Annotated in this window: 19 protein-coding genes and 1 other RNA gene; 11 read left to right on the top strand and 9 right to left on the bottom strand. The window is 62.4% G+C overall.

Annotated features, from left to right (window positions below):
* Positions 1-161: 161 nt before the first annotated feature.
* Together LN996_RS20805 and LN996_RS20800 are read right to left on the bottom strand one after the other, a co-directional pair.
* The gene (locus LN996_RS20805; protein WP_231342771.1) at positions 162-665 is read right to left on the bottom strand and encodes a hypothetical protein; all 504 of its coding nucleotides are present in this window, start codon (positions 663-665) and stop codon (positions 162-164) included.
* A gap of 209 nt (positions 666-874) precedes the next feature.
* Positions 875-1,942, bottom strand: a complete 1,068-nt coding sequence (locus tag LN996_RS20800; RefSeq protein WP_231342770.1) for a D-2-hydroxyacid dehydrogenase — start codon at positions 1,940-1,942, stop codon at positions 875-877.
* Positions 1,943-2,012: 70 nt separating this feature from the next.
* Here LN996_RS20800 and LN996_RS20795 point away from each other — a divergent pair, with 70 nt between their 5' ends.
* The 3 genes from LN996_RS20795 to LN996_RS20785 are packed head-to-tail and all read left to right on the top strand — an operon-like array spanning position 2,013 to position 4,776.
* Entirely contained in the window at positions 2,013-2,924 is a 912-nt protein-coding gene (locus LN996_RS20795) for an NAD(P)-dependent oxidoreductase (RefSeq protein ID WP_231342769.1), read from the top strand.
* Positions 2,925-2,959: 35 nt separating this feature from the next.
* Positions 2,960-3,730, top strand: coding sequence for an SDR family oxidoreductase (locus LN996_RS20790; protein ID WP_231342768.1), 771 nt, complete (start codon positions 2,960-2,962; stop codon positions 3,728-3,730).
* Positions 3,730-4,776: an L-idonate 5-dehydrogenase gene (locus LN996_RS20785; RefSeq protein WP_231342767.1), complete on the top strand. Its 1,047-nt coding sequence runs from the start codon at positions 3,730-3,732 to the stop codon at positions 4,774-4,776. The genes LN996_RS20790 and LN996_RS20785 overlap by 1 nt, the downstream gene beginning before the upstream one ends.
* Before the next feature lie 3 nt (positions 4,777-4,779).
* Here LN996_RS20785 and LN996_RS20780 read toward each other — a convergent pair whose 3' ends face one another.
* A complete protein-coding gene (locus LN996_RS20780; protein ID WP_231342765.1) occupies positions 4,780-5,508 on the bottom strand; it encodes a FadR/GntR family transcriptional regulator in 729 nt (242 codons plus the stop codon).
* A 253-nt stretch (positions 5,509-5,761) separates the two neighbouring features.
* On the opposite strand from LN996_RS20780, the gene gndA reads away from it, so the two are divergent.
* Both gndA and LN996_RS20770 read left to right on the top strand, forming a co-directional pair.
* Positions 5,762-7,198 carry an NADP-dependent phosphogluconate dehydrogenase gene (gene gndA, locus LN996_RS20775; protein WP_159708828.1) on the top strand — a complete coding sequence of 479 codons (1,437 nt, stop codon included), beginning with the start codon at positions 5,762-5,764 and terminating at the stop codon, positions 7,196-7,198.
* 106 nt (positions 7,199-7,304) lie between these two features.
* On the top strand, positions 7,305-8,144 hold the full coding sequence (locus LN996_RS20770) for an oxidoreductase (protein ID WP_231342763.1): 840 nt from the start codon (positions 7,305-7,307) through the stop codon (positions 8,142-8,144).
* On the opposite strand, the gene epsC is transcribed toward LN996_RS20770, so the two are convergent.
* The 3 genes from epsC to msrA form a co-directional block, all read right to left on the bottom strand.
* Positions 8,141-8,725, bottom strand: coding sequence for a serine O-acetyltransferase EpsC (gene epsC / locus LN996_RS20765; RefSeq protein WP_231342761.1), 585 nt, complete (start codon positions 8,723-8,725; stop codon positions 8,141-8,143). The two genes, LN996_RS20770 and epsC, sit on opposite strands and share 4 nt — an antisense overlap.
* A 40-nt stretch (positions 8,726-8,765) precedes the next feature.
* Entirely contained in the window at positions 8,766-9,701 is a 936-nt protein-coding gene (gene cysK, locus LN996_RS20760; protein WP_231342759.1) for a cysteine synthase A, read from the bottom strand.
* A gap of 66 nt (positions 9,702-9,767) precedes the next feature.
* Entirely contained in the window at positions 9,768-10,292 is a 525-nt protein-coding gene (msrA, locus tag LN996_RS20755) for a peptide-methionine (S)-S-oxide reductase MsrA (protein ID WP_231342758.1), read from the bottom strand.
* Between the two features lie 115 nt (positions 10,293-10,407).
* Between msrA and LN996_RS20750 the strand changes: the two genes are divergently transcribed.
* Both LN996_RS20750 and LN996_RS20745 read left to right on the top strand, forming a co-directional pair.
* Positions 10,408-11,319, top strand: coding sequence for a Nif3-like dinuclear metal center hexameric protein (locus LN996_RS20750; protein ID WP_231342751.1), 912 nt, complete (start codon positions 10,408-10,410; stop codon positions 11,317-11,319).
* An 89-nt stretch (positions 11,320-11,408) separates the two neighbouring features.
* Positions 11,409-12,146 carry a zinc ribbon domain-containing protein gene (locus tag LN996_RS20745; RefSeq protein WP_231342747.1) on the top strand — a complete coding sequence of 246 codons (738 nt, stop codon included), beginning with the start codon at positions 11,409-11,411 and terminating at the stop codon, positions 12,144-12,146.
* A 12-nt stretch (positions 12,147-12,158) separates the two neighbouring features.
* On the opposite strand, the gene LN996_RS20740 is transcribed toward LN996_RS20745, so the two are convergent.
* Positions 12,159-12,923, bottom strand: a complete 765-nt coding sequence (locus LN996_RS20740; RefSeq protein ID WP_231342745.1) for a YaaA family protein — start codon at positions 12,921-12,923, stop codon at positions 12,159-12,161.
* A gap of 57 nt (positions 12,924-12,980) precedes the next feature.
* Between LN996_RS20740 and rnpB the strand changes: the two genes are divergently transcribed.
* From rnpB to LN996_RS20720, 4 genes are all read left to right on the top strand, one after another.
* Positions 12,981-13,372: RNase P RNA component class A (gene rnpB / locus LN996_RS20735), an RNA gene on the top strand.
* Positions 13,373-13,636: 264 nt separating this feature from the next.
* Entirely contained in the window at positions 13,637-15,124 is a 1,488-nt protein-coding gene (locus LN996_RS20730; RefSeq protein WP_308102749.1) for a glyceraldehyde-3-phosphate dehydrogenase, read from the top strand.
* A gap of 73 nt (positions 15,125-15,197) precedes the next feature.
* The gene (locus LN996_RS20725) at positions 15,198-15,407 is read left to right on the top strand and encodes a hypothetical protein (protein ID WP_159708846.1); all 210 of its coding nucleotides are present in this window, start codon (positions 15,198-15,200) and stop codon (positions 15,405-15,407) included.
* A 120-nt stretch (positions 15,408-15,527) separates the two neighbouring features.
* Positions 15,528-16,328 carry an HNH endonuclease family protein gene (locus LN996_RS20720; RefSeq protein ID WP_231342743.1) on the top strand — a complete coding sequence of 267 codons (801 nt, stop codon included), beginning with the start codon at positions 15,528-15,530 and terminating at the stop codon, positions 16,326-16,328.
* Here the strand turns inward: LN996_RS20720 and LN996_RS20715 are convergent.
* The gene (locus LN996_RS20715) at positions 16,313-17,152 is read right to left on the bottom strand and encodes an acyltransferase domain-containing protein (protein WP_231342741.1); all 840 of its coding nucleotides are present in this window, start codon (positions 17,150-17,152) and stop codon (positions 16,313-16,315) included. The two genes, LN996_RS20720 and LN996_RS20715, sit on opposite strands and share 16 nt — an antisense overlap.
* A gap of 2 nt (positions 17,153-17,154) precedes the next feature.
* Positions 17,155-17,727, bottom strand: a complete 573-nt coding sequence (gene def / locus LN996_RS20710; protein ID WP_231342737.1) for a peptide deformylase — start codon at positions 17,725-17,727, stop codon at positions 17,155-17,157.
* Between the last annotated feature and the right edge of the window lie 168 nt (positions 17,728-17,895).

Here is a 17,895-nt window from a genome sequence, read left to right as displayed (position 1 = left end):
CTTTATCCCCCCCCGGGGCGGCGCCGCCCCCCCCCCGCCCCCCCCCCCACCCACAAACCAACTCCCCCCACCCCCCAAACCCCCCCCCGCGGCCCCCCCCCCGGGGGGGGGCCCCCCCGCTGCTGTTGTCAGAGGCCAGGCTGTTGGAGGGTGCGGACGGACTATTCCTGCACTTCCCGCGGCGGCTTGAACACGCTTCCCGAAATCGGCGAGGTGGCGAACCATCCAGTACCTTCTCCGGACGGGCTGGCTTTCAGGGCGCGGGTGATTCTGTCCTTTTCCGCGCGCGCCACAGCTACAAGGACATCGAAAGCAGCAACGGCCCGGGGGTTGGGGCCGTTTGTGCCGCGGAACCGGTGCGTCCGGGCGTTCTCTTCGTAAGATCTGAACTCGACTTCGTATCCGTCGCCGAGTTCATCAGCAACTCGCTGCGCCAGTCGATGACCTTCAGTTGTGTAGTTGACTGTCCGGTCCGCGGACTTCCAAGTGAAATCACGCGTCAGGGACTCGTAGTAGAACTGCTCCCAGTCCCGGAGCTCATGCACCAGGCCTTCGGTCAACCCCGTGAGTTCATAGCTGATGGGAACATCGAGCCAGAGCACACTATCCGCGTAGTCCGGAAATAGGCGGACGACGCTTCGCTGCGGGCCCTCTGAACGGTTCATGTGCCGATGCTACTGCAGGCAACACGGCAAGGGGGGGGGGGGGGGGGGGGGGGGGGGGGGGGGGGCTGGGGGGGGGCGGGGGGGGGGGGGGTGCGGCCGTTGGGTTGGTGGTCCCGGCTCCCCCGCGCCCGCTGGGGGGGGGGGGGGGGGGGGGGGGCCCCCCCCCCCCCCCCCCCCCCCTTGCATGGACCTGCTATTGAGAAGGTGGCTTAGTAGAAGTGCACTGGATCCACCAAGTGGGGCAGTTCGCCGCCGGCCATGAAGGTGCGCAGGTTGCTGCAGAACCGCTCGGCGATGAGTCGGTTCTCAGCCGAGCTCAGGGCGGAGGTATGCGGGGATACGAGCGCCCTGGGGTGACTCCACAAGGGGCTGTCCTGGGGAAGCGGTTCCACGGCGAAGACGTCCAGGCAGGCGTAAGAGACCTGGCCGTTGTCCAGGGCTTCGAGCAAGGCTTCTTCGTCGACAACGGTTCCGCGTCCCACGTTGACGAACACAGTCCCGGGCTTCATGGCACCGAAGACTTCTTTGTTGAACAGCTTCTCCGTATATGGCGTGCCCGGAAGTGTGTTGACCACGGCGTCGGCATCGGCGAGCAATCCGGGGAGGCCGTCATTGCCGGTGACCTCCTCGATGCCCTCGATGGCTTCGACGTTGCGCTTGGTGCCGCTGACCTTCATGCCAAGGGCGCGTGCAATGCGGGCCGTTTCCATGCCGATCTCACCAAGGCCGGCGATGACCACCTTGGATCCGTTGGCCAACTTGGTGGGGGTGCGGAGTTCGGGCCAGAGCTTGGCGGCCTGGTCCTGCGCCATCTCCGCACTGCGCTTGAAGCCGTTGAGGATTCCGAAGGCGGAAAACTCGGCCAGTGGCAAGGCGTGAACGCCTGCCGAGGTTGTGACGCGGAACTTCTGCAAGGTTTCGGTGTCCAGGCCGGAGGCCTTGACTGCTCCGCCGGCGCCGGCGGCCATGGCGTGGATCCACTGCAGGTGGGGGTTGCTCGCGGCGATGCGCGCCAGTCCTGCCGGGCTCTCGTTGGGGAAGCCGTAGAGAACCTGCGCCCGGTTCAGCATGGCCCAGTAGCGTTCCTCCTGCTCTGGCGTCCGCTTGAAGCCGGGGTCGCCGGCATGGTCGGCGGGGAACCGCTCGGGGGGCAGCAGCTCGGGATCGTAGAGAACCGTTACGGAAGGATCTACAGCGCGGATCAGCTCTACATGCTCTGCTTCGAGCGGTACAGCGATGGCGATGGTAAGTTCATCAGTCGTCATAGTGTTCATCATACTGAATGGAGGCTAGGATATTGAACAGTATTCCTGAAGATGACCACAACGAAGTGAGGAGTTTCCTGCCGTGACCAATCAACGTGTGGGCTTCGTGGGCCTGGGCCTCATGGGCGCACCCATGGCCGCAAATATCGCGAAAACCGGGTGGGCCATCACCGCCTGGAACCGTTCCGATGCCGCCTTCGATGGCCTCCCCGGTGTCCAACGGGCAGCCAGCGTCGCCGGACTGCGGGACGAGGACGCCATCATCTTCATGCTTCCGGATCTGCCGTTCATCGAAGAAGCTGCCTCGGGTTTGCTCGAATCCTGGCGGAGCGCACCACCAAAGCCGGGTACCGCCGTCGTGATTATGAGCAGTGTCTCGCCAACAGCGGTACGGCAGTTCGGCGAAACTGTCCACCACGCAAGCAATGGCAACGCCTGTGTGGTGGACGCGCCAGTCAGTGGCGGGACGGCAGGTGCGCAGGGCGGAACGCTGGCCATTATGGTCGGCGCCACCGAATCCCAATTCGACGACCTGAAACCGCTTCTGGGCTCCATGGGGACCACCGTGCGGCGGTTGGGGCCACTGGGATCCGGCTCCCTCGCCAAAGCGTGCAATCAACTGATTGTCGGAACCACGACGGCGGCACTCGCCGAAGCGGCCGAACTCGCCGAACGCTCCGGCATGGACGTGGCAGCCCTCTTCGAAGTCCTTTCCGGAGGGCTGGCGGGAAGCCGTGTGTTGGACAATGTCGGCCCTCGTCTGGCCACGAAGGATTATGCGCCCACCGGTCCTGCCAAGTTCATGCATAAGGACCTGGGCTTCGTCCTTGCCAGTGCTGAAGCTGCCGGCTCGGCCGTACCCATGGCCTCGGCGGCCCTTGACCTTTACGCAGAACTGAAACGACAAGGACTCGGCGATCAAGACCTCGCCGTGGTCCGTCAAACCATCGCCAACCTGAGCCGGACGCACGCTGCTTCGACGAACAGCAACTGAACCGGCGCAACCGTAGAAGGAATGAAGAACAAACTATGAGTGGACTTTTCGATCTGGCCGGGCGGGTTGCCTTGGTTACAGGTTCAAGCAGGGGGATCGGCAACGCCCTCGCCAGGGGCCTCGCCGACGCCGGAGCAACGGTAGTGCTCAACGGCATCAACGCGGACCGGCTCCAGGCAGCGCATCAGGCCATGGCAGCTGACTACCCGGACGGGCGGGTGCACAGTCGCGCCTTCGACGTTACCGATGCCACGTCCGCCGCAGAAGGGGTGGCCTGGGTCGAGCAGAACGTCGGACCGCTGGACATCCTGGTGAACAATGCCGGGATCCAACACCGTGTGCCCATGCTGGACCTGGACGTCAAGGATTGGGACCGCGTGATCACCACGGACCTGACCAGCGCTTTCCTGGTAGGGAGGGAAGCAGCCAGGCACATGATCCCGCGGGGCCAGGGCAAGATCATCAACATCTGTTCGGTCCAGACAGACCTTGCCCGCCCCACCATCGCACCGTATGTTGCAGCGAAGGGCGGACTCCGCAACCTGACCCGGGCCATGACGGCAGAGTGGGCCGCGTCAGGCTTGCAGATCAACGGAATCGCCCCCGGGTACATCCACACGGAAATGACCCAGAACCTGGTGGACGACGCTGACTTCAACTCCTGGATCCTTGGCCGCACCCCGGCCAACCGGTGGGGGACCGTAGCCGATCTCGCAGGGCCCGTGGTGTGGCTTTCGTCGCAGGCGTCCAACTTCGTCAACGGCCAGACAATCTTCGTCGACGGCGGAATGACGGTGGTGGTCTGATGGGTATCACCCTTCCTGTTTCCGGCCCCGCAGTGGTTGCCCATGGAAAGGGCGATCTCCGGATTGAAGACATCCCACTGACCGCTCCCGCGTCCGATGAGGCGATTGTGGAGATAGCGTATGGCGGGATCTGTGGTTCCGACCTTCACTACTGGTTGCACGGCGCGGCAGGGGAGTCAATCCTCAAGGAGCCAATGGTCCTCGGCCACGAGATTGTAGGCGTCGTGGCCCAGCAGGCTGCTGACGGCAGTGGCCCCGTGGTTGGAACGCCCGTTGCTGTCCATCCAGCCACTCCTGCTCCCGGTGATGTCCGATTCCCGCAGGACCGGCCGAATCTCTCCCCGGGATGCACTTATCTGGGCAGTGCTGCCCGGCACCCGCACACAGACGGTGCTTTCAGCCGTTACGCAAACCTTCCATCCAGGATGCTGCGACCACTGCCGGAAAGCCTGGACCTTCGCACGGCTGCGCTTGTAGAACCGGCCAGTGTTGCCTGGCACGCCGTTGCCCGGGCCGGCGATGTCAGAGGAAAGACGGCCCTTGTCATCGGCAGCGGTCCTATCGGTGCGCTCGCCGTCGCCGTCCTGAAGCGTGCCGGCGCGGCCAGGATTGTCGCCGTCGACATGCATGACAAGCCGCTGGAAATCGCCCGCGCCGTTGGCGCGGATGAAGTCCTCAAGGGCGACGAAGCGGATGCAATAGCTGCAGTGGACGCCGATGTAGTCATTGAATCCTCAGGCAGCCACTACGGCCTCGCATCGGCCATCAAGGGTGCCACCCGCGGCGGCAAAGTAGTGATGGTGGGACTTCTGCCGTCAGGGCCGCAGCCGGTCTTCATCTCCCTGGCCATCACGCGCGAACTGGAACTGCTGGGGTCCTTCCGCTTCAACAACGAAATCGACGATGTCATCGCAGCGCTGGCTGACGGCTCGCTGTTTGTTGACCCGGTTGTGACCCATGAATTCGACCTCGCCAATGGTTTGGAGGCCTTTGAGGTGGCCAGGAATTCGGCGGAGTCCGGAAAGGTTCTGTTGAACTTCCGGTAGTAGCTAGTTCCTGGACACGGGGACGAACACGCGGGGCTGGTCGTCCCAACTGGGCGCCAGCTCCGCGATGGTCTGCCGCATGATCTTCGCTGCCGCGTCACGCGCGAGGGAACCATCCCCGGCGTCGATGGCGTGAGCGACGTCCATATGCCACTGGAGTGCCTGCTTTTGGGGGTGCTCCGGCATGAGCCCGTGCACGGTACGACCGGTGAGGGTCTCGGTGACCTGACCAATGAGGTTGGCGAACATTTCGTTGCCCGATCCGGACAACACCAGTGCGTGGAACCGGATATCAAGGTCAAGGAACCTGGCCATGTCTCCGGCATCGCCGGCCTCCTTCATGGCGAGGGAAATGCCCACCAGCTCTTGCCTGAGGCTTTCCGGGGCATTGCCTGCGGCAAGTTCGGCGGCAACGGGCTCGACGGCGGAACGCAGCTCAGCGAGCGACCTCAGCTGGGCGCCCCGCCCCTCGCCGGCAAGCCGCCAACGAATGACCAAGGGATCGAACGGATTCCAGCGGTGCGCAGGAAGGACACGGATGCCTACCCGCTTGATGGTCTCGACGAGGCCCAGCGATTGCAGAACGCGAACGGCCTCGCGGACCACGGAGCGGGATACGTTGAGTTCGTCTTCCAGGTGCTCCGCCAACATGACATGGCCGGTAGGGAGGGCGCCGCCCACAATCCGGGTTCCCAAATGCTCAACGGCGCGGTGGTGGAGGCTGGTTGACATAGAGGTAAGCATAGTGGCGCAGAGGACGCCTGCGTGCCGGACCCGGTATCACATGCCTGGCAGCGCGTCAGTGGAACCGGGCGCCCATCATAGACTGTTTATGACGCGGGCCCCTTCCAAAACGTGGGCACCGCTTTCCCGCCCAAGGTTTTAATACGTATGGTTTATTACAGCCCCTGGTTTTGAAATCGCTTCCTGCGTATCCCCTATGGGTACGTCGGGACTGTTTGTACACGAACGAATTGGAGTTTTGATGTCAGCACACATCGGTGTCACCGGCCTTGCGGTGATGGGCGCCAACCTGGCCCGCAACCTCGCCCGCAACGGCTTCACCGTGGCTCTCCACAACCGCTCCGTGGAAAAGACTGACGCCCTGCTCGAAAAGCACGGCACGGACGGCGACTTCATCCGCACGGAAACGCTGCAGGAACTCGTCGACTCCCTCGAAAAGCCCCGCCGCGTCCTGATCATGGTCAAGGCAGGCGCTCCCGTTGACAACGTGATCGAGCAGCTCGAACCGCTGCTCGAGGCCGGCGACATCATCATCGACGCCGGTAACTCGCACTACGAGGACACCCGCCGCCGCGAAGCGGCCTTGGCCAAGAAAGACCTGCACTTCGTCGGCGTCGGTGTTTCCGGTGGCGAAGAGGGCGCGCTCAACGGTCCGTCCATCATGCCCGGTGGTTCCAAGGAATCCTACGACGCCCTTGGCCCGTTGCTGGAGAAGATTTCCGCAAAGGTGGACGGCGAGCCCTGCTGCGCTTGGGTAGGCACCGATGGTGCGGGCCACTTCGTCAAGATGGTCCACAACGGTATCGAGTACGCCGACATGCAGGTCATCGGTGAAGCATTCGACCTCCTCCGCTCCGGTGCTGGCATCGAGCCCGCTGAGCAGTCCAAGATCTTCGCTGAGTGGAACAAGGGCGATCTGTCCTCCTTCCTGATCGAGATCTCTGCTGAGGTCCTGGGACACGTTGACGCCAAGACGGGCAAGCCGTTCGTGGACGTCGTGGTCGATGCCGCAGGACAGAAGGGCACGGGCCGCTGGACGGTCATCTCCGCCCTGGAACTCGGCTCGCCGGTCTCCGGCATCGCCGAATCCGTTTTCGCCCGCGCGCTGTCCTCCCAGACCGAGCAGCGCAAGCTTGGCCAGGAACTGTTGGCCGGCGAAGAAGCCTCCGTGGAAATCCCCGAGACCTTCGTCGAGGACGTCCGCCAGGCTCTCTACGCCTCCAAGCTGGTCTCCTACGCCCAGGGCCTTGACATGCTGACCTCGGCCGCGAAGGAGTACGGCTGGGACCTCAAGCTGGACGAGATCGCTTCCCTGTGGCGTGCAGGCTGCATTATCCGTGCAGAACTGCTCAAGGACATCACCAAGGCCTACGCCGCCGAAGAAAAGCCCGCCAACTTGCTGTTCGCGCCTGCCTTCACCAAGGCCATCGCCGAGGCGCTCCCGGCCTGGCGCCGCGTTGTGGCAACCGCTGTTCAGCTGGGCATCCCGGTACCGGTGTTCTCCTCCTCCTTGGCGTACTACGACGGCCTGCGCCGCAAGCGTGTTGCCGCTGCCCTGATCCAGGGCCAGCGCGACCTCTTCGGTGCACACACCTATGGTCGCGTCGACACCGAGGGTACGTTCCACACCCTGTGGGGCGAAGACAAGTCCGAGATCTCGGCAGTCGACACCCACTAGCGTCAGCTTCCCGCAAGAGGCCGGTCCCTCCCAGTTACGCTGGGGAGGGCCGGCCTTTGCCGTACCTGAAGTGAAGTTGCCGTACCTGAAATGAAGGAGAACTGCCATGGCATCCCGCATCGCGCTTGTCACCGGGGCTTCCACGGGAATCGGCTTCGACGCGGCCATCGCCCTCAAGGCGGCAGGGTTCACTGTATATGCCGGTGCACGCCGTCGGGAGAAGATGGAGCCCCTGAAGCGTCACGGCATCACGGTCATGTCCTTGGATGTCACGTCGGAGGAATCCATGGCGTCTGCAGTGGCTCTGGTGGAAGCGGCCCACGGACACATCGATGTCCTTGTCAACAATGCCGGCTACGGTTCGTACGGATCCCTTGAGGAAGTTCCGTTGGCCGAGGGCCGGCGCCAGTTCGAAGTCAATGTCATGGGCCTGGCCAGGATGACGCAACTCGTCATTCCCGGGATGCGGGCTGCACGCTCAGGCCGGATCATCAACGTCACGTCCATCGGCGGAAAAATTTACGAGCCCCTGGGTGCCTGGTACCACGGCACAAAATTCGCAGTGGAGGGGATGAGCGATTCCCTGCGCCTGGAGCTGAAACCGCACGGCATCGACGTCGTCATTATTGAGCCATCAGGGACAAACACGGAATGGGGCACCATAGCTGGCGAGGGTTTGTTGGTCGCCTCCGGTGGCGGGCCCTACAGCGAACAGGCCCACGTCGTCGCTGCCGCACTGGCATCCACTTCCGGAGCCGGTCACGTGCTGTCCACTCCGGCCAGGGTCGTTGCAAAAGCGATAGTTCGAGCTGCAACAGCAAGACGCCCCAGGACCCGCTACCCGGTGGGTAGGGGAGCCTGGAGCGTCCTGGCAATGCGAAGAATTCTTCCGGACCGCGCCTTCGACGCGGTCTTCTGGAATTTCTACAAAAGACTCGCGGGCTAGATCCGGTACTCGATGTAATACTCTGCCGGATCCACGGCGGGCTTGGTTTCGGACCTCGCATCGCGATGACGCCACGTTGCGGGAATTCCTGTGATGATCGATTCCGGTGGAGCATCCTTGACCACCACGGCGTTGGCGCCGACGGCGCTGTCCGCGCCGATGGTGATGGGCCCCAGGACTTTGGCGCCAGCGCCGATCGTGACGCGGTCACCGATGGTCGGGTGCCGCTTGACCTTGGCCAAAGAGCGGCCTCCGAGCGTCACGCCGTGATAGATCATCACGTCCTCGCCGATCTCGGAGGTCTCGCCGATCACCACACCCATACCATGGTCGATGAAGAACCGGCGGCCAATGGTGGCGCCGGGATGGATCTCGATGCCCGTCAGGAACCTGGCCAGCTGTGAGATCAGGCGCGCCGGAAAACGGAGCGCCGGGTTCTGCCACAGCCGGTGCGTCAGACGATGCGCCCAGATGGCGTGCAGGCCGGAGTATGCGAAAAAGTTCTCAAAAGAGCCTCGAGCCGCCGGGTCATGCGACCGGGCGGCGTCGAGGTCTTCCTTAAGCCTTGCGAAGAAGCTCACAAAGACCTTTCTACAGAAATGAAGGCGTGCGGGCCAAGTCTTAGCCGCGGATGTCGTCGAACAGCACAGTGGAGATGTAACGCTCTCCAAAGTCACAGACGACGGCAACGATCAGCTTGCCTGCATTCTCGGGGCGCTTGGCCAGCTCAAGGGCCGCCCAAACGATGGCGCCGGAGGAAATGCCGCCGAGGATGCCTTCGCGGGCACCGAGTTCACGGGCAACGCGGACTGAATCTTCCAGCGTGGCATCCAGGACTTCGTCGTAAACGTTGGTGTCCAGGATTTCCGGAACAAAGTTGGCGCCGATTCCCTGGATCTTGTGGGGGCCCGGGGCTCCACCGTTGAGGATTGCGGAGTCCTTGGGCTCGACAGCTACGATCTGCACGCCCGGCTTGCGTTCCTTGAGGACCTGGCCAACGCCGGTGATGGTGCCGCCGGTACCCACGCCTGCAACAAAGATGTCGACTTCGCCGTCGGTGTCATCCCAGACTTCCTCGGCAGTAGTGGCGCGGTGGATCGCAGGGTTGGCCTCATTGGCGAACTGCTGGGCCCAGATGGAGTTCTCAGTGTTGGCGACGATTTCCTGGGCCTTCTCGACGGCACCGCGCATGCCTTCGGACCCGGGCGTCAGGACAATCTCGGCACCGTAAGCGCGCAACATGACGCGACGTTCGGTGGACATGGTCTCAGGCATCGTCAGGATGACCTTGTAGCCGCGGGCTGCGCCCACCAGTGCCAAGGCGATGCCTGTGTTGCCGGAGGTACCTTCGACGATGGTTCCGCCCGGCTGCAAAGCGCCGGACTTCTCAGCGGCATCGATGATCGCCACGCCGATGCGGTCTTTTACGCTGTTGGCCGGGTTGTAGAACTCGAGCTTGACTGCAACGGTGGCGTCGAGGCCTTCTGTCAGCCGGTTCAAACGAACCAGTGGAGTGCGGCCAACCAGCTGCGTGACGTCGTCGTAGATCCTTGCCATGAAAATTACGCCTATCTCTGAAGAGGGAATGCTGAGGTCAGCCTAACCAGCCGGATCGAAACCCTGCTAAGCAGTAAGCCATGCAGAGTAATATTTCCGGGCCTTGGCCAGTTTCGGATTAATGATCACCTGGCAATACCCCTGGTAGGGGAACTTGGCATAGTAATTCTGGTGTACTTCCTCGGCCTCATGGAACTCCGGAAGGCGGCTGACCTCGGTCACAATCGGATCGGACCACAGGGCCTGGGCGCGTTCGATGGCTTCCTCGAACAGCACTTTTTCATCCGTGGTTGTATAAAACATCGATGACCGGTACTGGGTGCCGACGTCGTAACCCTGCCGGTTCAAGGTAGTGGGGTCGTGAAGGGCGAAGAACATGTCCAGGATGACCGTCTCCGGTACAACGGTTTCGTCGAAGGTCACGGCAACGACTTCCGCATGACCTGTGGTTCCTGAGCAGACGTCGTAGTAATCAGGATTGCGGACGTGGCCGCCGGTGTAGCCGGAGACTACGGAGCTGACGCCGCGGGTTTTCTGGTAAACGGCGTCCAGGCACCAGAAGCAGCCACCGCCAAGTACGAAAGTTTTCATGTTCTCTTCAATGGATCGGAGGGCTTGATGATTCCCGCTTCACCTTACGGGAGAATTACGGGGACTGGCATGTGCAGAATCAGCCTGATCCAGCGCCGTAGGGAAGAATAAGGATATGGAAGCAGTAAACACTGACATTTCTGATGCGGATTCCGTCGAAGAGGACGAAACAGTTGAAGCCGGCGGCGATCCAACGCTGGGTCAGGTGTTGTTGGCTGTCGAGGAACTCTGGCCGGAGTCCTTGGCCGAGGACTGGGACGAAGTTGGCCTTGTTGTCGGTAGGCCCAATGCTCCGATCACCAAGGTGCTCTTTGCCGTAGATCCCACGTTGGCCGTGATTGACGAAGCCATTGAGTGGGGCGCTGAACTCCTGATTACCCACCATCCTTTGCTCCTCAAAGGCGTGAATTCCGTCGCCGCGACGTCGGCCAAGGGCCTTGCCGTCCACCGTTTGATTGAGTCTGGTACTGGCCTCCTGACCGTTCACACCAACGGCGACTCAGCCGTCGGAGGAGTGTCCGACGTTCTCGCCGACGCCTTCGGCTTGGACAACGTGGTTCCCCTCACTGCTGCAGCCAACGGCTTGCCGGAAGAGGGCATCGGCCGGGTCGGTGACCTACCTGACCTGGTCACGCTCGGTGATTTCGCGGCGCGCGTCTTTGAAATGTTGCCCGCGGTGGCCGGTGGAGTCCGTGTGGCCGGCGACAAAGATGGATTGGTGCGGCGCGTCGCCGTCTGTGGTGGTGCCGGAGATAGCTTGTTCGACGCCGTCCGGGCCAGCCATGCCGATGTGTACGTCACAGCAGACATGCGCCACCATCCGGCATCCGAAGCCCGCGAAGGTGCAAGCAACGGCCGGCCTTACCTGATTGACGTTTCACATTTTGCCAGCGAATGGTTGTGGCTGCCTGCCGCCTCCGAAGCACTGGGCAACGTGCTTGCGGACCAAGGCTACGACGTCGAAATCCGTGTCAGCAGCACCAACAGTGATCCTTGGGACTTCATACTCACTCCCGGCGGGGACTAGAGTCTAGAAGGACATGGACAGCCTCAACAGATAGAGGCCGTCCGGCCGTGACTGATACCCGGTTCCGGCGGCGACAAGCGGAGGTAAGCGTGGCGAAAGCAGCACCGGCAGAACAATTGAAATTGCTTGAACTGCAGGGGCTGGACGCCAAGCTGAAGTCGTTGGCAGGCCGCCGGAAGGTTTTGGAAACGGACCCCCGCATCACGGACCTCACAGATGCCCTTAGCGTCGCCAATGGTGAGCTGGGAGCCGCCAAGGTCGCAGTACACGATGCCGAGTCCGAACTTCGCCGGGCGGAAGCTGACGTGGAGCAGGTTGCCACCCGCATTGAACGCGACGAGACCAGGCTCAACAGCGGCACCGGCCTGTCCAAGGACCTGGTGGCGTTGCAGAATGACATTGCATCGCTCAACAAACGCCGCTCGGACCTTGAGGATGTTGAGCTCGAAATCCTGGAGCGACTGGACACGCTGCGTGAGCGGCAAACAGCCCAGCAGGCGATCGTTGACGATATCCAAGGCTCCTTCGGCAGCATCCGTGCCGAACTCGATGAAGCCATTGCTGAAATCGCGGCTGAAGAAACCGTGGTTCGTGGACAGCGGGCAGCGTTCGCCGATTCCCTGGACGGGGGAGTGCTCGCCGTCTACGAGAAGACCATCGCCAAGCGTGGCGTCGGTGCCGCCCGGCTGTTCCATGGGAAGTCCGAGGGGTCGGGCATGATGCTCAGCCCTGGCGACTTGGCCGAAGTCAAGGCCGCTGCTGAAGACGACATCGTCTTCTGCCCGGATTCCGGTGTCATCCTGGTCCGTTCGGCCGAGTGGAACTGACCGGCCCCTACATCAGCTGGACAGGATGATGTTGAGCGCGTGCGGCTTCCGGGCCGTGCCCTCAACAAGCTCCGCAGTCCAGACTTCGCCGGCGGCCTTCAGGAGCTGATCCGGAGTTGCAGGAGCTTTGCCGCGCCTTGTCAGCAAGTGCCGCGCCAGCTCGCCACGCGTGTGCTTGGCGAAGTGGCTCACAACGGTCCGTTCGCCGTTTGCTTCATTGAACACATTGACGTTGACGGTCTGCGCCGTAGGGGGAGCCCATGCTGCGGCGTAGGTGCTGGAGCGGCAATCCACCAGGAGATGGCCCTCGGCACGTGAGGCGAGGGCTGCGCTAAGTTGCGGCTTCCAATAGGAGGCGAGGCGTCCGACGTCGGGCAGCGCAGTTCCCATGGACAGCCGGTAGGCGGGTACATGGTCACCAAAGCCGATGGCGCCCCAGAGGGCGGAGACCACAAGGATCGACTCGGTCGCCTTACGGCGCTGTGTTGGCGTCATGGTGTTGTAGCCCAGGGCATCGTAGAGAACCCCGGAATAGACCTGGTGTGCCGGCGCTGCCGGTTCCGCATGGAGTCGGGTATTGCGTTCGACGTCGTCGCGCAGCGATGCACCGACGCCCAGCAACGCGAGTGCGTCCTCGTGCGCGCTCACGCTACCCAAAGCTTCCAGCACCTTTGCCCGATATGGATTCAGTTCCGGAAAGCTGAGCGACTCCCAATCGATGGCGGGACCTTTGGGAGCGGGGGTCTTGCCTTCGGAAGGCGGCAGCAGAATCAGCACCAGTCGATATTACCGGGGACTTTGGCCGGTCCCAACGCCGGTAGACTGGACGGCGGATGGGTCGACCAGGCGGTCGCGCGTCATGAAAGTGGCTCGAGGAACGTCCGGGCTCCGCAGGGCAGGGTGGTGGGTAACGCCCACTCGGGGTAACCCGCAGGCCAGTGCCACAGAGAACAGACCGCCTGCGCCGCATGGTGTTTGCATCACGCGGCAGCAGGTAAGGGTGAAACGGTGGTGTAAGAGACCACCAGCTCCCTGGGTGACCGGGGAGGCTAGGTAAACCCCACCCGGAGCAAGGCCAGACAGGACACGTTCGAGGGCTGCTCGCCCGAGTGTCCGGGTAGGCTGCTGGAGGGCGTCGGCAACGGCGTTCGTAGATGGATGGCCGCCACTCCTCTGCCGGTAACGGCAGGGGATGACAGAACCCGGCGTACCGGTCGACCCATCCATTTATGACTGCCGCAAAACCGGCGTGTGAGTGATTTCACGCCTTCGGGCGGCCTATGCTCCTTCCTTCCGCCTTAGAATGGTTACTGAACGTAGATGTTCTGCCGCCGGGACTGCGTTCGCAGCCGGCGGATTTTTCTTTGCTCTCGTTCAAGGCGCTGTGGGTGGACCGAAGCCCGCTGGCGCATGTGCCGCAGGACTACTCCGGGCGGCCGCTGCCATCTGCATACGAGGACGTATGTGGTTGACCCAAGGAAGGTAGTTCTGTGAGCCAGACGTCAGATTCTTGTCTTGATAAGTGGATGGGCCGGGAGGCTCTCGCCGAGGCCATGATTCCGGTGATCGGCCGGTTGTACCGGGAAAACAACGTGGTCACCAGCATCCACGGCCGCAGCCTGATCAACAAGTCCACCATGAACATCCTTAAGGCGCACCGCTTTGCCCGCCGGATGAGCAACCACGAGCTCCTGCTCGAAGAGACCGCACCCCTGCTGAACGCCCTGTCAGAGCTGGAACTCGGCGCAGCAGCCATTGATATTGCACGCTTGACCGAGAAGTTCCGGGCTGAAGGCAATGGCGCCTCCTTGGATGAGTACCTGCGAGCAGAGCTCGCTGAGATCGTGGGAAAGCGCGGCGCTGACGACCGCACCAGCACCGACGTCGTTCTTTACGGCTTTGGCCGCATCGGTCGTCTCCTGGCCCGCATCCTCATTGAGAAGGCCGGCGGTGGCCACGGCCTGCGACTCCGCGCCATCGTGGTGCGCAAGGGCGCTGAGAACGATCTTGTGAAGCGTGCCAGCCTGCTGCGCCGCGACTCCGTGCATGGTTCCTTCGAGGGCACCATCCGCGTGGACGAGCAAGCCAACACCATCACCGCCAACGGCGTGCAGGTCCAGGTCATCTACTCGGACAACCCCGCCACGGTGGACTACACGGCCTACGGCATCAAGGATGCCCTGGTCGTGGACAACACAGGCCGCTGGCGCGATGCCGAAGGCCTCTCCCAGCACCTGCAGAGCAAGGGCGCTTCCCGCGTCCTGCTCACCGCGCCGGGCAAGGGCGACCTCAAGAACATCGTTCACGGCATCAACCACAAGGACATCGCGGATGAGGACAAGATCGTCACCGCCGCGTCCTGCACCACCAATGCCATCACACCCGTGTTGAAGGCCATCAACGACAAGTTCGGCATCATCCACGGCCATGTTGAAACGGTGCACTCGTTCACGAACGACCAGAACCTGATCGACAACTTCCACAAGGGCGATCGCCGCGGCCGCTCCGCAGCGTTGAATATGGTCATCACCGAGACAGGCGCCGCAAAGGCTGTAGCCAAGGCGCTCCCGGAACTGCAGGGCAAGCTGACCGGCAACGCCATCCGCGTTCCGACGCCGGATGTTTCCATGGCCATCCTGAACCTCAACCTTGAAAAGGGCACTACCCGGGATGAGGTCAACGACTTCCTCCGCGAAATGTCCCTGCACTCGGATCTTCGCAAGCAGATCGACTACATCGATTCTCCCGATGTTGTTTCCACCGACTTCGTTGGCTCACGCCGTGCGGGCATTGTTGATGGCCTCGCCACGATCTCCAATGACAAGAACCTCGTACTGTACGTCTGGTACGACAACGAGTTCGGTTACTCCTGCCAGGTAGTCCGCGTCATGGAGGAAATGGCCGGCGTCAACCCGCCGTCGTTCCCGGCCCGGGACGTCGTGGCTCCTATCGCAGTGCTTGAAACGGCCGGAGCCTAGGCACCCGGAAGTATTCTCGGGTTTCCCGGCTGTGTCACTGGTATCAGCCGGGAAACCTGACCAAAATGGGTTCATGGAAAATGAATCAACGCTTGAACACGAGACCACGCTGGAACACGCGCTGGACGTGGCCCGCGCCAATCATAAGCAAGCTCAAAAGCTCTTGGATCAAGCCGTTGCGGCCAACTCCGCTGGCGACGTCACTGACCAACGGGTGGAGCAACTGCGGGGGCTCCTCGCGGTAGCAGCGGAGGACCTCCAGCGCGTGATGCGCGAGCAATAACCTCAGAGATTGACCTTCTCCATGGTGTGACTTCTCCTCCACACTGTGGATACCGGCTCTGACTGTCGGGGCCTTGTCCTACGCTCGTAGGACAAGCCTGCCCCCACTGGATGGAGTCCCTTGAGCATCACCTGGTCTGCCTATAAACGCGCTCGGCGCAGATCCCGACAAGCATGGACAATTCTTGGCCTGGCCGCCGCAACCCTCGTGGCTGGGCTTTCGTGGTTTTTCACCACAGGCCAATTCACTGCTGCCGATTCGTGGGTCGTGGGACCAAGCGAAGCCCCTGTTTTCGACCCTGCTTGGATGAAGCCCATCCGCGGCGCTGCTCCCGTGGCTGCCGAAAAAGCGGCCGATGCCTTGGATAGGCTGCAGGTAAAGGGCAGGGCTGCGAAAACGGACTATGACAGGGCTGCCTTCGGGCAGGCCTGGGCCGATGCCGACAGGAACGGGTGCGATACCCGGAACGATATCCTGCGTCGGGATCTCAAAGCGGTCGAGTTCACGGAAGGCTCATCGTGCAAGGTAGCAGTCGGCAGCCTTCACGAACCTTACACCGGAGCGCAGGTATCCTTCCGGAGAGGCCAGGACACCAGCTCAGCCGTTCAAATCGATCACGTGGTTGCCTTGGCAGACGCATGGCAGAAAGGTGCACAGCAGCTTACTGTCCAGCAGCGGCAGATGTTCGCAAACGATCCCCTGAACCTGATCGCCGCTGATGGCCCCGCGAACGTTAAAAAGGGCGCAGGAGACGCCGCGACCTGGCTGCCGGCTAATAAGAACTTCCGCTGCCACTATGTCGCCCGGCAGATTTCGGTGAAGGCTGCCTACAAGCTGTGGGTGACACCAGCAGAGAAGGACGCCATGAAGGGCGTCCTGTCCTCCTGCCCGGAGCAGCAGACCGTCTACAGTGCCAGGTGACCGTGCCCCAATTGCCAGGTGCCGCCGTCGTCGATCCTCTCCAAGACCACACGCTGGAGTGAGGTGTCCCGGGGGAGCCTGTCCAAGTCCTGTAGCCCGCGTTGCCGGAACGTGAAGTACACGGCATCAGTTGGGGCGTCCGTGCAGCGATCCAGCGTGAAGCGCCGGGCAAAGGAAGCAATATTGCTGTCCGGGAGCCGGTCCGCGAGGTAGGGATCCAGCATCCATGAATCACAGGTGGCAACAGCTGCTGGTTTATCCGGGAAATAGCGGGCGAAGAACAGGCGGGCCTCGGCCAGGCTGGCATCCACCAAGGCGGGGGAGAGCCCGCCATCTTCGGGAATATGAACGCCGAGTACCCAGCGCTGGTTCTCCGCTGGAGTACCGGCTTGAGCGGTTTCCTCCGGGCTGCGGACCAGATGGAACTGCAACCGGCCCAGCCTGAACAGATTCCCTGCCATGTGTAGGGTCAGCCAACCCCAGGTATCAAGGCCAAAACGTCCGTGGACCCGGCGGTTGATCCGGAGCTGCAGGCCCATGTCGGCCAAGGACGCCGCGGATACCTCCGGACTGATTCCACGTTCCAGATGGTGGGAGTAAACGGCTGGGGCGAAGCGGAGCAGTGCTTCGATCCATACGGTCTCGCTGGCGTTGTCTTCCCTGATGCTCTCCAGCGGAAAGGTTCCGAGGCGTTGCTGCAGGGCTGCCATGGACCGCAGCACGGATTCATCGGGCGGCGTAGCCAGAAGGCGGGCGCATTCATCCGCATCGGCGCCAGTGATGTCCAAGAGCCCGAAAAGTTCGCTGTGCGTGTTGGCGGACATGCTTAGTGTCCGAAAGGATCGGGGTCGACGCCGGGCATCCACGTCAGGCCGGGCACACCCCAACCGTTTTTCTTGGCTTGCTTGAGTGCCTTCTTTGAATACCTGTCCACGAGCCGGTTGACGTAAAGCTTGCCATCCAGGTGGTCGAACTCATGCTGCAGGATCCTGGCGAACCAACCGGTCGCTTCAAAGTCCACTGGGTTGCCATTGCCATCGAAGCCTTGAACCCGGGTCCATTCAGCCCGCTGCAAGGGGTAGTACTCGCCAGGGAAGGAAAGGCACCCTTCCACATGCTCGTCAGGGTCCGGGAGTGCTCCTGAGACTTTGGAGAGAGTCAGGATCGGGTTGACCACGACACCCTGCTCCGGGACGTCGTCATCATTGGCGTACTTGTAGACGAAGAGCCGCTTGCCCACACCGATCTGGGGGGCGGCGAGCCCCACCCCGTTCGCGGCCTCGTTGGTCTCGAACATATCCGCGATCAGGGTGCGGAGTTCGTCGTCGAAAGCCTCGACTTCACTTGCCCGACGGTGCAAAACAGGTTCGCCCCAAATGGTGACTGGCAGGACGGTCATGTCAGTTCTTCCTTTGTCGATCGCTGAAGTCCGGAGCGGCGTTGGTCCGCATTCGGGTTAAAAGCAAAGGCCCCACCCGGGTAACGGGGGGGGGGTTGGGGGAACCGGGGCGGGGGCGCAAAAGGGGGGGGGGCGCTCACGGGGGTGACCCCCCCCCCACCGCGCCCA

Source organism: Arthrobacter sp. AK01 (assembly GCF_021109375.1).
Lineage (GTDB): Bacteria > Actinomycetota > Actinomycetes > Actinomycetales > Micrococcaceae > Arthrobacter.
This window is presented reverse-complemented; position numbering and strand designations above follow the sequence as displayed.